The organism is Ruegeria sp. AH3, assembly GCF_056536265.1.
The window spans coordinates 57,221-72,913 of sequence record NZ_JBQFJL010000001.1; the positions used below are offsets into that span (position 1 = coordinate 57,221).

General features: G+C 57.8%; 12 protein-coding genes and 1 pseudogene. 7 read left to right on the forward strand and 6 right to left on the reverse strand.

Annotated elements, in window-relative coordinates; translation table 11 throughout:
• The first annotated feature begins 217 nt into the window (after positions 1-217).
• The 3 genes from dnaE to ACR3EM_RS00360 all read left to right on the forward strand — a co-directional run bounded on the left by dnaE (position 218) and on the right by ACR3EM_RS00360 (position 4,388).
• The gene (gene dnaE, locus ACR3EM_RS00350) at positions 218-3,718 is read left to right on the forward strand and encodes a DNA polymerase III subunit alpha (protein ID WP_480468839.1); all 3,501 of its coding nucleotides are present in this window, start codon (positions 218-220) and stop codon (positions 3,716-3,718) included.
• 62 nt (positions 3,719-3,780) lie between these two features.
• Positions 3,781-4,014 (forward strand): YMGG-like glycine zipper-containing protein, encoded by a 234-nt coding sequence (locus ACR3EM_RS00355; protein ID WP_480468840.1) that lies wholly within the window; start codon positions 3,781-3,783, stop codon positions 4,012-4,014.
• Between the two features lie 11 nt (positions 4,015-4,025).
• A complete protein-coding gene (locus ACR3EM_RS00360; RefSeq protein WP_480468841.1) occupies positions 4,026-4,388 on the forward strand; it encodes a hypothetical protein in 363 nt (120 codons plus the stop codon).
• Positions 4,389-4,392: 4 nt separating this feature from the next.
• Here the strand turns inward: ACR3EM_RS00360 and ACR3EM_RS00365 are convergent, their stop codons facing one another.
• Positions 4,393-4,587: a SlyX family protein gene (locus ACR3EM_RS00365; RefSeq protein ID WP_480468842.1), complete on the reverse strand. Its 195-nt coding sequence runs from the start codon at positions 4,585-4,587 to the stop codon at positions 4,393-4,395.
• Between the two features lie 125 nt (positions 4,588-4,712).
• On the opposite strand from ACR3EM_RS00365, the gene hisS reads away from it, so the two are divergent.
• From hisS to hisG, 3 genes are read left to right on the forward strand one after another with little or no spacing between them, the layout of a single operon-like run.
• Positions 4,713-6,200 (forward strand): histidine--tRNA ligase, encoded by a 1,488-nt coding sequence (hisS, locus tag ACR3EM_RS00370; RefSeq protein WP_480468843.1) that lies wholly within the window; start codon positions 4,713-4,715, stop codon positions 6,198-6,200.
• 3 nt (positions 6,201-6,203) lie between these two features.
• The gene (locus ACR3EM_RS00375) at positions 6,204-7,292 is read left to right on the forward strand and encodes an ATP phosphoribosyltransferase regulatory subunit (protein ID WP_480468844.1); all 1,089 of its coding nucleotides are present in this window, start codon (positions 6,204-6,206) and stop codon (positions 7,290-7,292) included.
• Complete coding sequence (gene hisG, locus ACR3EM_RS00380) at positions 7,289-7,978, forward strand: ATP phosphoribosyltransferase (protein WP_480468845.1); 690 nt, start codon at positions 7,289-7,291, stop codon at positions 7,976-7,978. Before ACR3EM_RS00375 ends, hisG begins: the two co-directional genes overlap by 4 nt.
• Here the strand turns inward: hisG and ACR3EM_RS00385 are convergent.
• Positions 7,975-8,406: a DUF1489 family protein gene (locus tag ACR3EM_RS00385; RefSeq protein ID WP_480468846.1), complete on the reverse strand. Its 432-nt coding sequence runs from the start codon at positions 8,404-8,406 to the stop codon at positions 7,975-7,977. The two genes, hisG and ACR3EM_RS00385, sit on opposite strands and share 4 nt — an antisense overlap.
• Positions 8,407-8,535: 129 nt before the next feature.
• On the opposite strand from ACR3EM_RS00385, the gene ACR3EM_RS00390 reads away from it, so the two are divergent.
• A complete protein-coding gene (locus ACR3EM_RS00390) occupies positions 8,536-10,818 on the forward strand; it encodes an adenosylcobalamin-dependent ribonucleoside-diphosphate reductase (protein WP_480468847.1) in 2,283 nt (760 codons plus the stop codon).
• 257 nt (positions 10,819-11,075) lie between these two features.
• On the opposite strand, the pseudogene ACR3EM_RS00395 reads toward ACR3EM_RS00390, so the two are convergent.
• The 4 genes and pseudogenes from ACR3EM_RS00395 to ACR3EM_RS00410 form a co-directional block, all read right to left on the reverse strand.
• Positions 11,076-12,426 (reverse strand): annotated as a pseudogene (locus ACR3EM_RS00395) (IS3 family transposase).
• Positions 12,427-12,635: 209 nt separating this feature from the next.
• Positions 12,636-13,292, reverse strand: a complete 657-nt coding sequence (locus ACR3EM_RS00400; RefSeq protein ID WP_480468848.1) for a lipid-binding SYLF domain-containing protein — start codon at positions 13,290-13,292, stop codon at positions 12,636-12,638.
• A gap of 219 nt (positions 13,293-13,511) precedes the next feature.
• Positions 13,512-14,453, reverse strand: a complete 942-nt coding sequence (locus ACR3EM_RS00405; protein ID WP_480471873.1) for a formylglycine-generating enzyme family protein — start codon at positions 14,451-14,453, stop codon at positions 13,512-13,514.
• A gap of 27 nt (positions 14,454-14,480) precedes the next feature.
• Positions 14,481-15,590 (reverse strand): HlyD family secretion protein, encoded by a 1,110-nt coding sequence (locus ACR3EM_RS00410; protein WP_480468849.1) that lies wholly within the window; start codon positions 15,588-15,590, stop codon positions 14,481-14,483.
• Positions 15,591-15,693: the final 103 nt, after the last annotated feature.

Below are 15,693 nucleotides of genomic sequence, written 5' to 3' on the forward strand. Positions count from 1 at the left end.
ACTGCCTATATGATACACCATTGGACCCGCGCGGCTTATAAATATCGCGTTTGTTTAAAAGTCAGTCGCTTGTAAATAAAGCGCTTTTTGAACTCGGCCCCAGATCAATCCCGAAGCACCTTCTAGAAAAGCCAAATAATCAACGTCGATTTTTTAAGCATTCAAAAGCGTCGGTTCCCGCTTTTGCAGCGCCGCTGGCTGGGATAGCGTAGGGGTCATGAGCAGTACCCCTCGATTCATTCACCTCCGCGTTCACACCGAATATTCACTGCTGGAAGGCGCCGTGCGACTGAAGAAGTTGCCGGGCTTGTGCGAGCAGATGGACATGCCCGCCGTTGCGGTGACAGACACCAATTCGATGTTCTCAGCCCTCGAGTTCTCGGTAACCGCAAGCGGGGCTGGCATCCAGCCCATCATGGGGTGCCAGATTGATCTCACATACGTTCGGGTGCAGCCGGGTGAAAAGACCAAACCTCCTGCGCCATTGGTTCTGCTGGCACAGTCAGAGGTGGGATATGAGAACCTGATGAAGCTGAGCTCCTGTCTCTATGTAGACAAGGGTGGTCAGTTGCCGCAGGTCACTTTGGATGAGCTGGCGGAGCGATCAGACGGTCTGATCTGTCTGACCGGTGGCCCCGACGGGCCGGTGGGGATGCTGTTGCAGCAAGGGCAACGCCCGGCAGCAGAGGCATTGGTGGATCGGCTGGCAGAGATGTTCCCGGACCGCCTGTATATCGAACTACAGCGGCACCCCGGGGAGGACGGTCAGCCCGAGGCCGAGCGTCTGTCCGAGCGTGGCCATGTCGAGATGGCCTATACCAAGAACCTTCCGCTGGTCGCCACCAACGATGTCTATTTCCCGACCTCGAATATGTATGAGGCGCATGACGCGCTGATCTGTATCGCCGAGGGGGCCTATGTCGACCAGCAGGAAGGCCGCCGCCGCCTGACCGCGCAGCATTATTTTAAGTCGCAGCAAGAGATGGTGACACTGTTCGCCGACCTGCCCGAAGCGATTGAGAACACGGTCGAGATCGCCAGACGCTGCGCCTTCATGGCCTATCGCCGCGATCCGATCCTACCGAAATTCGCGGATGATGAGGTGGCAGAACTGCGCCGCATCGCCAATGAGGGTTTGCAGAAACGTCTGGCCGTTGTTCCGCATGCGGTAACGCCCGAAGAATATCAGGAACGGCTGGATTTCGAACTCGGCATCATCGAAGGTATGGGCTTTCCCGGGTATTTCCTGATCGTTGCGGACTTTATCCAATGGGCAAAGGATCATGACATTCCAGTGGGGCCGGGGCGGGGCTCAGGTGCCGGATCTCTGGTGGCTTACGCGTTGACAATCACCGACCTTGACCCGTTGCGTTACAGCCTGCTGTTCGAGCGGTTCCTGAATCCCGAACGGGTCTCGATGCCCGACTTCGATATCGATTTCTGCATGGATCGCCGCGAAGAGGTGATCCGTTATGTTCAGCAGAAATACGGGCGCGACAAGGTGGGGCAGATCATCACCTTTGGTGCGTTGCTGTCGAAGGCTGCAGTCCGCGATATCGGGCGAGTCTTGCAGATGCCATACGGGCAGGTGGATCGCCTGTCCAAGATGATCCCGGTAGAGGGCGTCAAACCGGTTTCCATCGAAAAGGCGCTAAAAGACGAGCCGCGTCTGCGGGAAGAGGCGCGAAACGAAGAGGTGGTGGAGCGTCTGCTTACCTATGGCCAACAAGTCGAAGGCCTATTGCGGAACGCTTCGACCCACGCGGCGGGGGTTGTGATCGGAGATCGCCCTCTGGATGCGCTGGTGCCGCTCTATCAGGACCCTCGGTCCGACATGCCCGCGACACAGTTCAACATGAAATGGGTGGAGCAGGCCGGGCTGGTCAAGTTCGACTTTCTTGGCCTGAAAACGCTGACTGTGATCCAGAACGCAATGGATCTGATCTTCAAATCCGGGCGTGACCTTCACATAGCGCCCGATGGCACGGAACTCTACGAACCCGCTGACGGAGCTGTGAACCAGATCAACGCCATCCCGCTGGATGATGAAGCGACGTACAGGCTCTATTCAGCGGCCAAAACGGTTGCGGTGTTCCAGGTGGAAAGCTCGGGCATGATGGATGCGCTCAAGCGTATGAAGCCCGACTGCATCGAAGATATCATCGCGCTGGTCGCGCTCTACCGTCCCGGCCCTATGGAGAACATCCCCAAGTTCTGCGAGGTTAAGAACAAGCTGAGCCAGCGGGACACATTACATCCCTCCATCGACCATATTCTGGACGAAACCCAAGGCATTATCGTTTATCAGGAACAGGTGATGCAGATCGCCCAGGAAATGGCGGGCTACAGCCTCGGCGGCGCGGACCTGTTGCGCCGCGCGATGGGTAAGAAAATCCAGGAGGCGATGGATGCTGAACGGCCCAAATTCCTCAAGGGCGCTGCTGAGAACAATGTGGACGAGGCCAAGGCGACCGAGGTCTGGAACCTGCTGGACAAGTTCGCCAACTACGGCTTCAACAAATCTCACGCCGCTGCTTACGCGGTGGTCAGTTATCAGACCGGTTGGCTGAAGGCGAACCATCCGGTCGAGTTCATGGCGGGTGTCATGAACTGCGATATTCATCTGACCGACAAGTTGGCGGTGTACTTTGAGGAGGTCCGCAAAGGATTGGACCTGCCTTATGTGCCGCCCTGCGTAAACCGTTCGCTTGCAACGTTCGACGTGGTGGATGGAGAACTTGTCTACGCGCTGGGCGCGCTCAAGAACGTAGGTGTTGAAGCGATGAATCTCGTGGTTGCGGGGCGAGACGATAAGCCCTTTGTCAACCTGTTCGACTTTGCCCGCCGGGTTGACCTGAAGAAGGTTGGCAAACGTCCGCTTGAGATGATGGCGCGTGCCGGAGCGTTCGATCAACTGGACGGCAATCGACGTCGCGTGTTCGAAAGCCTCGATGCGCTTGTGAGCTATTCGAGTGCGATCCACGAGCAGAGAAACTCCAACCAGGTCTCGCTGTTTGGCGAAGCAGGGGACGACCTGCCCGAGCCGCGCCTTTCGCCCAGCCCCGACTGGCTGCCAGCTGAACGTCTGAGCGAAGAGTTTAAAGCGATCGGGTTCTACCTGTCCGGCCACCCGCTCGACGACTACATGCCAGCGCTCAAGCGCAAACAGGTACTGACGCTGGATGAGGTGATCGAAAAGGCCCGCTCAGGCCCATTGATTGCCAAAATGGCAGGCGTCGTCGCCGGACGGCAAGAGAGGAAATCGGCCCGCGGCAACCGCTTTGCTTTTGCGCAGCTCTCCGATCCGACAGGAGCTTACGAGGTCACGCTGTTCTCGGAGACGCTTGAGAAATCGCGCGAGTTTCTGGAGACCGGCGCGCAGGTGGTTCTGACCGCCGAAGCAACCATGGAGGCCGATCAGCTCAAGCTTCTGGGCCGATCTGTCGGCCCGGTCGATGCGGTCGTGGCCGAGGCCGGAGCAACAGGTTTGCGTATCTATCTGGATCAGCCAGAGGTCTTGCCGACCGTGGCAAAGGTGCTGGAAGATGCGAGCACTGCGGCCAAGGGTGCCAGTAAGGGGCCGATCCAGCTGTGTCTGCTGGACCCCGCCCTGCCGGGGGATGTCGAAATGGACCTGGGCCAGGATTTCCCCATCAACCCGCAGATCAAAGGGGCGATCAAATCGCTGGACGGTGTCATGTCGGTCGAAGAGATTTAGAAGCCGGTTTTATTGCCACAGCGTTTTCGCGCAGATAGGCTGCCTTTGCACACTCTTTACGCGTGAAACAGGAGGGCATTGGTTTGGCATTTTCAGGTATTGGCTCCAGAGCGATGGTTTTGGCGGGTGCAATCTCGCTTACCGTGGCGACCGCGGCATTTGCGGATGATAAAAAGAAGAAAAAGACTATCGAAGGCGCGCTGATTGGTGCCGGTGTTGGTGCGCTGATCGGTGACGGCAAGGGCGCGGCGATCGGTGGTGTAGCCGGGGCGATTATCGGACATAACTGGAAATGACTGCCATGCGTATGACCTCATTCAGAAGTGTTTTTGCAGGGATTTGCGTGTTACTGCCGGGTTGGTCGATAGCTGACGAGGCTGCAGATCAGATGGTGCAGGATGCGTTGCCTGTGATGCACTACACATGCGCCTCGATTGCTGAAGAAGCGGATGGTGACGAAGCCTTTGTTGTGGCCGTTGTTGAAAAGATGACGGCCCTGTCGCTCTACAATCGCCAGATCAATATCGAAGATCATGCGACGACCGACGAAGAAAAAGCCCAACTGCGCGAAACCTTCATCGCTGCATTGTCCGAGGGTTGCGCAGCGGACAAAGATGCCCTGTTGGGAGGAGTGGTCGATAACGCGGTGAAATCTACGCTGGGGTTATGACCGCTTAGTAATGCGGTGGGCGTTCGTCGCCGAACACGACCCCGCCTGATCCTTCCTGTGCCCGTTCGGCCTCGCGCTGTAGCAGCATCTCGATCCGGCGGGTGAGGCGGTCGATTTCGCTCTGTTGTTTGGTCACAACCGCGTTCAACTCGTCCACGGTGCGAGTCAGATGGGCGATCTGTTCTTCCAGATGCTGCATAGAGTTCTCCTTACACGCGTCTCATAGCGACCCTGTGACGCCGTGGCCAGTGAAACCCCGCCTTGCCCCGATGCAGGCCATGGGATAGACCGCGCGCGGAACACTAAGCCCCAAGGACGCCCCATATGGCCAAGCCCAAGAAACAGCCCCGCCCCAAGGCCGTCACGCCAAAAGGGTTCCGCGACTATTTCGGCCAGGAAGTCTCGCAGCGCACCGAGATGCTGCGGACGATTGCGGGCGTCTATCATCGCTATGGGTTCGACGCTTTGGAGAGCAGCGCGGTCGAGACGGTTGAGGCGCTGGGCAAGTTCCTGCCCGACGTGGACCGCCCGAACGAAGGTGTGTTTGCGTGGCAGGAGTTTGACGAAGGCGGCAACGGCGACTGGATGGCCCTGCGCTATGATCTGACCGCGCCTCTGGCCCGCGTCTATGCGCAGCACCGAAACGATCTGCCGACGCCCTATCGTCGCTATGCGATGGGTCCGGTTTGGCGCAACGAAAAGCCGGGGCCGGGGCGGTATCGCCAGTTTTATCAGTGCGATGCGGATACGGTCGGCACGGCCTCGATGGCTGCGGATGCCGAGATCTGTGCCATGCTTTCGGACACCTTGGAGACTGTGGGCATTCCACGCGGCGACTATCTGGTGCGCGTGAACAACCGCAAGGTTCTGAATGGCGTGCTTGAGGCGATGGGACTGGGTGAAGACGCCGCCGCCCGTGACAATGTCCTGCGCACCATCGACAAGTTCGACAAGGTGGGCGAGGCCGGTGTCCGCGAGCTGCTGACCAAGGGCCGACTGGATGCGTCTGGCGCGTTTATCGACGGCGTGGGCCTTAGCGACGATCAGGCCGAGCCTGTGATCGCCTTCCTGACCTCCAAAGCTGCAGATACTGCCGGGACGCTGGCCAATCTGCGCGTTGCCGTAGGCGACAGCAAGATCGGCGCGGATGGTATTGCCGAGCTGGAACAAATTGGTGCTCTGCTGGATGCGGGCGGATATGGCGCGGATCGGATCGAGATTGATCCTTCGGTCGTACGTGGCCTCGGCTACTATACCGGGCCGGTTTATGAGGCCGAACTGACCTTTGAGATATTCGATGAGAAAGGCCGCAAGCGGCAGTTTGGATCGGTGTCAGGCGGCGGGCGTTATGACGATCTGGTCAAACGCTTCACCGGGCAGGAAGTGCCTGCAACTGGTATCTCGATTGGCGTGGACCGCCTGCTGGCCGCTCTGCGCGAGAAGGGCCGGATCACCGCGCAGGCGACAGGCCCCGTGGTTGTCACAGTGATGGACCGCGACCGCATGGCCGACTATCAGGCGATGGTGGCCGAGTTGCGCAATGCCGGTATTCGGGCCGAGGTCTATCTGGGCAACCCCAAGAACTTCGGCAATCAGCTGAAATATGCGGATAAACGGAACTCTCCGGTTGCGGTGATCGAAGGCGGCGATGAGAAGGCGAATGGTATTGTGCAGATCAAGGACCTGATCCTTGGGGCCAAGATCGCCGAGAGCGCCACGCTGGAGGAATGGAAAGAACGCCCCAGCCAGTTCGAAGTGCCACGTGGCGATCTGGTCGCCAAAGTGCGTGAAATTCTGGACAGTCAGGACTAACCCATGGCGAACCGTTCCCAGATACAGGCCCGCGCCTCCATGATGCGTGTCCGGTTCGAGGCGGCGGGCGCGCAGGTGGTGGACACGCCCCTGCTGCAACCGGCCGGGACGCTGTTGGATCTTTACGGGGAAGATATCCGCGCGCGTGCCTACGTGACCTCGGACGCGCTGCGGGGTGAGCAGATGCTGCGCCCGGATTTCACTCTGCCGGTGGTCCAGATGCACATGTCCGAAGGAGCTGAGCCCGCGCGTTATACTTATTCCGGCGAAGTGTTTCGCCGTCAGGAGCACGACCCGGACCGGGCCAACGAGTATATTCAGGTCGGTTACGAAGTCTTTGACCGCGAAGATCCCGCCGGGGCCGATGCCGAAGTGTTCTCGTTGTTTGCCCTGCAGCTGCGTGGGTTGCCGCTGCGGGCAGCGACCGGCGATATCGGCATTCTGACCGCTGCCGTTGCCGGGCTGAAAACAACCGACCGTCGCAAAGCCGCGCTTATGCGGCACCTCTGGCGGCCACGCCGGTTCCGCGTTTTGTTGGACAGATACGCCGGACGCAAATCAGGGCCCGAGGGCCGGGATGCGCTGCTGGACGCTGCCGACCCATTGGTGATGGATACGCCCATGATCGGCAAGCGCCGCGCTCCGGAGATACTTGAACGGATCGAAGCTTTGCGCGAAGACCGAGCCGCGCCGCCGATCTCGGACAATGAACTGGCCGGGCTGGAAACGCTGCTGAACGTGCGCGAGACCATGCCATTCGCGCTGGAACAGTTGCGCGACGTAGCGGTCGACCTGCCTCAGATTACACCCGCTCTGGATCGGCTCGAGGCCCGGATCGCTGCCCTGCAGGCGCGGGGTGTGAATGTTGATCGGCTAGATTTTGAGGCATCCTACGGCCGGACATCGATGGAGTATTACGACGGTTTTGTCTTTGGCTTCTACGCCGAAGGCCGCCCTGATCTGCCGCCGGTCGCAACTGGCGGGCGCTATGACGCGCTGACCCGGCAGTTGGGTGACGGCTCGGAGATCCCTGCCATCGGCGGTGTGATCCGCCCCGATCTGATGCTGGAAGTCGAGGAGGGCGCGCAATGAGCCTGAAACTGGGCGTGCCTTCGAAGGGCCGGTTGATGGATAAAACCTTCGCATGGTTCGAAAAGCGCGGCATCACCCTGTCGCGCAGCGGATCGGATCGCGAATATGCGGGTAAGGTCGAGGGGATCGACGGTGTCTCGCTGATCCTGCTCTCCGCCGGAGAAATCCCCCGTGAACTGGCCGCCGGGCGCATTCATCTGGGCGTCACCGGCGTCGATCTGGTGCAAGAGAAGCTGCCGCGCTGGGAACAGCAGGTCGAAGAGGTCGCGCCGCTGGGCTTTGGCAAGGCGGATCTGATCATTGCGGCGCCTGCCTGCTGGGTCGACGTTGATACTCTGGATGATCTGGACGCGGCAGCGGCGGGTTTCCGTAAAGCCCATGGTCACCGGCTGCGCATCGCCACGAAGTATCATCGCTTGGTTCGGGAATTCCTGACCGACGCAGGCGTCGCAGATTACACGCTGGTCGATAGCCAGGGCGCGACAGAGGGCACTGTGGTCAACGAAACCGCCGAGGCGATTGCGGACATCACCTCGACCGGCGAGACGCTGCGGGCGAACCACCTGAAAATTCTGTCGGACGGGTTGATCCTGCAGTCACAGGCGACGTTGTGGCGCAGCCGGGTTGCGAAATGCGACGCGGACGAAAAAGCAATACTGAACGATCTGCTGGATCGCCTGCGCTAAAGTACGCCGATATCCGCCAGTGCGCGGTTCAGATCGTCGGGTAGGGTGTCGTCCTGCTCGCGAGTTTCCGGCAGGTCGGCAGGCGTATCCTCGGGTTTCAGATACCGCCAGCCTTGGAAAGGACGTTTCAGGGCATTTTGCGTGCGGTGCACCTCGGGGTCCAGTACGATGGCGCAACGGCGGATACCGTCCTCGCCGCGCACCTCATCCAGCCTGAGGATGCGCTGGCGGCATTGCACGACGCCCTTGATCACCCAATAGATTGAACCGCCATTCAGAATCTCAGCCTCGCGCTTGGGCCACATGCGGGTGACGTGGCGCGGGAAACCGTCTTCATAGAGCGGCTTTCGGCTGTCCTGCCACGCCATCAACGTGTCGACGCTTTCCGATCCGACCGAAAGTTTGATGAGGTTTACATACTTATCCACAGCTTTCCCACAGAGTCGTCCCAAGACTAATCCTTATATTGTAGCTCACTGCGCAGTGTCATCAAGGTGTTGTGGTGAAGGTGTGATCTAGGATAGTCTGAATGCCTCTTTCAGCACAGGGAATCACCAATGAGCCGCTTTGCCGCCCCCATCGCCGAGCAGATCTGGGACATGAAATACCGCTTCAAGCAGGCGGATGGTGCACCCATCGATCAGACGGTTGAGGACAGTTGGCGACGCATCGCCCGCGACCTGACGCGGGTGGAAAAGGACCCGGCGCATTGGGAGCAGAAATTCTTTGAGGCGCTGGAGGACTTCAAATACCTCCCCGCTGGCCGTATCACCGCCGGGGCGGGCACCGCGCGGCAGGTGACCCTATTCAACTGCTTTGTCATGGGCACGATCCCCGATAGCATGGGCGGTATCTTCGACATGCTGAAAGAGGCCGCGCTGACAATGCAGCAGGGTGGGGGGATCGGCTATGATTTCTCGACCATCCGCCCGCGTGGCGCGGATGTGAAAGGGGTCGCGGCAGATGCCTCTGGCCCGCTGAGCTTCATGGATGTCTGGGACGCCATGTGCCGTACGATCATGTCCGCAGGCTCGCGCCGCGGGGCGATGATGGCGACTATGCGTTGCGATCACCCGGATATCGAGCAGTTCATTACTGCCAAGTCCGACCCGGCCCGTTTGCGCATGTTTAACATGTCGGTGCTGGTGACCGATCCTTTCATGGAGGCCGTCAAGGCTGATGGCCCGTGGGAGCTGGTGTTCGATGGCAAGATCTATCACACTGTTCAGGCGCGTGATCTGTGGAACAAGATCATGCAGGCCACCTATGACTATGCTGAACCCGGTGTGATCTTCATCGACCGCATCAATCAGGCCAACAACCTCAGCTACGTCGAGACCATCGCCGCGACTAACCCGTGCGGCGAGCAGCCCCTGCCGCCATATGGTGCCTGCCTGCTTGGCTCGATCAACCTGGCACGACTGGTTGCGGAACCTTTCGAGGAGGCCGCCCATCTGGATGAGGACGCGCTAAAGGAACTGGTCGCCACCGCTGTCCGCATGATGGACAATGTGGTTGACGCGTCGAAATTCCCGCTGGCCGAACAAGAGGCCGAAGCGCAGGACAAGCGCCGCATCGGGCTGGGCGTGACGGGTCTGGCCGATGCTCTGTTGATGATGGGCCTGCGTTATGGCTCGGACAAGGCGGCGCGTCAGACCGAGCGCTGGTTGCACGCGATCGCCCGCGCCGCGTATCTGGCGTCGGTCGATTTGGCGAAGGAAAAAGGCGCGTTCCCGTTGTTTGACGCCGAGAAATACCTTGCCAGTGGTACTATGCAGCAGATGGACGAGGATGTGCGTGACGCGATCCGCGAGCATGGCATCCGCAATGCCCTGCTGACTTCTATTGCACCAACGGGGACGATTTCGCTTTATGCAGGCAATGTCTCCTCGGGGATCGAGCCTGTCTTTGCCTATGCCTATACGCGAAAGGTGCTGCAAAAGGATGGTTCGCGCACCGAGGAAGAGGTTGTGGACTACGCCGTGCAGATGTGGCGTGATAAGTTTGGCGACACCGAGCTGCCAGAGTATTTCGTGAATGCGCAGACGCTGTCCCCGTCTGACCACGTCAAGATGCAGGCGGCAGCGCAGAAATGGATCGACAGCTCGATTTCGAAGACCATCAACTGCCCCGAAGATATCAGCTTTGATGCCTTCAAGGATGTCTACATGCAGGCCTGGGATCAGGGCTGCAAGGGGTGCACCACCTATCGTCCGAATGATGTTACGGGCTCAGTTCTGACCGTATCCGAAAGCGCTGACAAGGCCCCGGGCGAAAGCGCCGATGCGCCGCATCAGGTCGACGGTGGCGAGGTAGTCTACATGTCCGAACCGTTAGACCGCCCGCAATCGCTGGAGGGCTCAACTTACAAGTTGAAATGGCCTGACAGCGAGCACGCAATCTATCTGACGATCAACGACATCGTTCATGGCGGTCGCCGCCGACCGTTTGAAGTGTTCATTAACTCCAAAAACATGGAGCACTATGCCTGGACGTTGGCCCTGACCCGGATGATCTCGGCGGTGTTCCGGCGCGGAGGCGATGTGTCCTTCGTTGTTGAAGAGTTGAAGGCGGTGTTTGATCCACGCGGCGGGGCTTGGGTCAAAGGTAAGTATATCCCCTCGATTCTGGCTGCGATTGGTGGAGTGATCGAACAGCACATGGTCAATATTGGTTTCCTTGAAGGCGAAGGGATGGGCCTGAAATCCGATCCTCAGGCGCAAGTGGTCAACATGGATGCCCCACGCGGCAAAGCTTGCCCGTCCTGCGGCCAGTTTGACATGGTGATGATCGAAGGATGCATGACGTGCCGCAGCTGCGGTCATTCGAAATGTGGTTAGCAGATCTAGATTGAAGTTTGTGTGGTGCGTCAGGTGACACGGCCACTACGGTCACTTAACGGCCTCTGACTACGATCTGAAAATCCACCGACGGAAGCTGAAAAGCGCTGACTGTCTGTATTGTTTGTCCGAAGGTATTGGGTGGTATTGCTGACTGAGGCGACTTAGGCGAGTTCCCTTGGGGTGTCCGTCATCGAATGATTTGGAACACGAGCGTTTGATTGGCTTAGGAGGATCAGGCTCGCCGTAGTTTCAATCTACGCCGCGTTCTGATGATGCAGCAAGCGGCGTTTCTGGATTGTCTGGTGTTTGATTTCCTTTCTGCGTCTGAGGATTGTTTCGGCTCGACCGAAATAGACATCGGCGGGTGTCAGATTGCTGATGCTCTCGTGGTATCGGTTGTGGTTGTAGTGATTGATGAAGTCGCCGATGGCCTGTTCGAGCGCTCCTGGCAGATAGTAGTTTTCCATCAGGACACGGTTCTTCATCGTCTGATGCCATCGCTCAATCTTGCCCTGGGTCTGCGGATGGTTGGGCGCTCCCCGAACATGATCCATACCCTGCTCATCCAGCCATTTCGCCAACTCGCCAGAGATGTAACTGCTGCCGTTGTCGCTGAGCAGCCGGGGCTTGTGGGCAACGGTGACACTGTCACAACCTGATGCAGCCAAAGCGTCTTCCAGTGTTCCTGTGACATCGTCAGCTTTCATCGTGGTGCAAAGGCGCCAAGAGACAACGTAACGGCTGTAATCATCCAGGATCGTAGACAGGTAGAACCAGCCCCAACCGATGACTTTGAGATAGGTGAAGTCGGTCTGCCAAAGCTGGTTCGGCCGCACAGTCTTCTCATGGAATTCATCCGCCGCTTTGATGGTGATGCAGGCTGGGCTAGTGATCAGATCTTGTGCCTTCAGAAGCCTGTAAACACTGGCCTCAGAAACGAAGTAGCGCCTGGTGTCGGTGAACCGCACCGCAAGCTCGCGGGGCGATAACTCGGGTTCTTCCAGAGCCAGTTCCACGATCTGCTTGCGCACCTTGTCGGGGATGCGGTTCCAAACCCTACCGGCCGAGAATGGCGATCCTCAAGCCCGGCCTCGCCGAAAGACAGATACCTGTCGTACCAGCGGTAGAAGGTCGTTCTGGGAATGCCGAGCTTTTCCAGTGTGCGTTTGATCGGCAGGTGCGAACCGTCAACCAGCCGGATGATCTCAAGCTTTTCGGATGCGGGATATCTCATTCGTCGTCTCCACCATCCTCGAACATGCTTTTTTTGAGCAGCCGGTTCTCAAGGGTCAGGTCGGCGACTACCTCTTTCAGCGCCGACGATTCCGCTCTCAAATCCTTCACCTCAGAGCTGGTAGCCTGGCGTGCGGTATCGCCAGCCAACCGCTTCTTACCGGCCTCAAGGAACTCTTTCGACCAGCTGTAATACAGGCTCGTAGCTATTCCTTCACGGCGACACAGCTCCGCTATGCTGTCTTCACCACGAAGCCCATCCAACACAATACGGATCTTCTCCTCTGCCGAATGCTGGCGCCGTGTCTTCCTGCGGATGTCTTTGACAACTCTCTCTACTGACGCTTTCTGTTTCCCGGATTTCATTCTCATCTCCACTCTCTGATGGTTACGATGAGCCTGAAATCCTCCGCTACGCAATCAACCTAGTCTGTTCCATGGGTGCTGATGGCGGACACGACGCGCTACCAATAGACACGAAGAATGTCTCCATTGGACTGACCTCATCGCAGGGGAACCGGCATGTCTGTCCGACCCCGTCGTTCAAAACGGTATTGCACCCTGAGTAGCTTCAGAGTGGATCACTTTTGGACTTTGCTGATTTTCGTTCCCTGAAGGCTTGTCCCTGCCATCAGACCTTCCTGGCCGAAGACTATAGGAACGATATCTCCGTTTAGATCATTTGTGCCCATCGAAGCTGACCATCCCTGGTCGCCGCCAACCAGCGTGGGACCACTGCCTGCTTCCCAACCGTTGTTGCTGTTAAGATATTCAAGTGCTGTGTCATTTAGGAAAAACATGACATATGAGAATTGCTGAACACCTGCCTGAAACCCATATGAGGCACCCGCAATATTGTAGTATCCGGTCGTACTGCCGTTTTCACGCAATGCTCCCTCACCATATTGACCACCAACCACCAGGCCACCCTTGGTAATCTTGGGGAACACCAAGACCGCAACAGCCTTCTCAGACAGCTCTTTGGTCTCAGGTGAGCTTGCGTAGAGCTGCGTAAGGACTTTGTTTACTCCATCGTCAATTTGAGCTGCTGTCATACCGTCAGTCGCATCCAAAACAGCTTCGCTTGCAGTATCAGCGGTATCTCCGACTTTCTTTGCGACGCCAGAAACGCCCTCTGTGACTTTGTCCAGCAGCCCCTGAGCATTCACGGGTTGCCCCAGTGACAGATGCATGAACCCAGCTACCGCGATCCCTGTGATTGCTTTTGTAAGTTGCATTTCTTCCTCCCATTTGACTTGCGGGCGCACAACTTGCACCGCGCCAAAAAGCCTTTTTCTCAAACACGTTGACGGCGGTGATAGGCCGCTACGTACGCCGTTGCTGCCATTGGGGCCTCAAACAGAACGCCCTGAATTCAAACCTCGTCCGCATGTCTTTTCCTTGAACTCTGGGACGGCGAAACTGCTCCAGTCCCATGATTGGAAAATGACAATCACTCAGACATCAAACACCACGCGGAAGCCCTGATGTGTGGTGGTGCTATCCCGGGTGTTTCCCGATCGGGCCGCAATTCGGTAGCGCCAGCAATAGGTAGCGTGGCAAAGGTACGATCCGCCCTTCAGCAGTCGAAAGCCTTTCATCCTATCGAGTTTCTTGCGGACGTTTTTCTTTAAGGAGGGAATTCGGTATGGATCGGCATTCCACTCCCAAACATTCCCAACGACATTATAAAGACCATAACCGTTTGGCTTAAATGACAAAGCAGGTGCGGTTGCTGCGTAGCCATCCAACTCAGTGTTCCGATGAGGGAAAGTGCCTTGCCAAATATTGCAGGGAAAGAAATCGCGATCGTTCGGGTCTTCTTCGCCCCAAGGATATCTCACATCCCCCAACCCGCCGCGCGCCGCGTGTTCCCACTCAGCCTCAGTCGGCAATCGGCCACCTGCCCAAGTTGCGTAAGCCCGGGCATCGTTCCAGGAGACCTGTACGACAGGGTGATCTGGAAACCAGACGGTCTCAAACGTGCCGGGACCGTTTACGTCAAGCCAGTTGGCGCCTTCAACGCGACGCCACCATTCCGTACCAGCAACGCCGAGAGGGTTAGGGGTATCATCCGGCACATCGAGCCAGAATACGAAGGACCATCCAATTCTTTGGGCATCCGTGACGTATCCCGTTTCATCGACAAAGCTTTTGAACTGCTCATTGGTGACTGCTGTTGTACCGATGCGAAATGGCTTGAGCGGCTTGGACCGGCGCGTCTCTTCTCCATCGTCAGTTATCAACGGGTGCGAAGTGCCGACGATTGGGCTGCCGCCAGGGATCTCTACTGTCCCATCCAGCATCGGCGCTGCGGCACTGGCTCTCAGCGCGAATGCCGCTGCATTCGCATTGTTTTGAGGACTTGGGGCACAGCAAGACCTAATCGTTACCGACATAGACACGCCTCTGTTGCATCGCTTTGATCATAGGTAATTCAGCTTCTTTGTGATCCAGAACAGGATTTCTGCCAGCGCCGAAATCGCTCCGGCCTCTTCGGTAATCACCAGGGCCGTGCCGGACGCACCAAGCTTTGTCGTCTTGTCACTCAGGTCGCTCGGAATGTCTGCGATCACGATGTATTCCGAAGATCCGGCCAGTTCACGGAGAGAGGGGAGGCCACTCCTGGTATCAAGTGCTCCTTCGCTCGTTGCGGGGGGAATATCTCGGATGGTCGTTTCAAACTCCTGGCCCGGAGTGCTACGCATTGCGATCCTGATTTTGTCGCCTGCAGAGACGTTCCCGAGGCTGCTCAGCGGCAAGGTCGCAATCAGCACACGATCATCGGGAACGACGAAATTGATCGCGCCCTGCAATGTCGTAACCCTGTTGCCGGGCCGTAGTGACAGCCCGGTCACCAAACCATCGGCAGGCGCACGAACGACAGTCTGTTCAAGCGCCCATTGGGCCTGAGCCAGCATGTTCTCCACTTCGACGACTCCTACATCAACGCCGTCCACCTGCGCTGCGATACGCCTCTCAAGACCCGCTTTTCGTGCTTCTGCCGCGCGCAAGCTCGCCTCAAGTTGCTCAATCGTGGAAACGGCCTCCTGCAGCTGGAACTCTGACGATGCGCCCCGTTCTGCGAGACGGATGATGTCATCGCGGCGCGCGATTCCGAAGGTTAGCTGGGCTTCAAGGGATGCGATATCTGCCTCAGCAGCTATCAGGTCATGGCCAAGCTGGTCCGCTTCGGCCTGCGCTGAAGCAAGAGCGGCTTCAAGCCGGGCTACCTCTGCGGAGTATTCGGTGTTGTCGATCCGAAAGAGGACATCGCCTTTTGCGACAGGTTGATTGGGTTTCACAGCTACCTCTGTCACAGGGCCAGAGACGTTGGGCGCAATATTGATCACCGCGCCTTGGACTGATGCCGTGCCTGTGGGTGTCGTATGATTCAATGCCCCGATGACAACCAACGCGATGAGAATGCTGCCACCATAGATGACTGTCTTGGAGACTGCGTTCCATGGTAACAGGCGGAGCTTTGAGAAGACGAGCCAGGCGAGCCCGAAATACAGTGCCAAAACAATCAGCATTTATTGTGCCTCATCAGGTATTCATCATCCAATCAGCTCCGTCAGCAATAGGAAGGCCATTCAGGCAGGTTCCAATATTTGGGAGACGATTATTCTTGTTTCT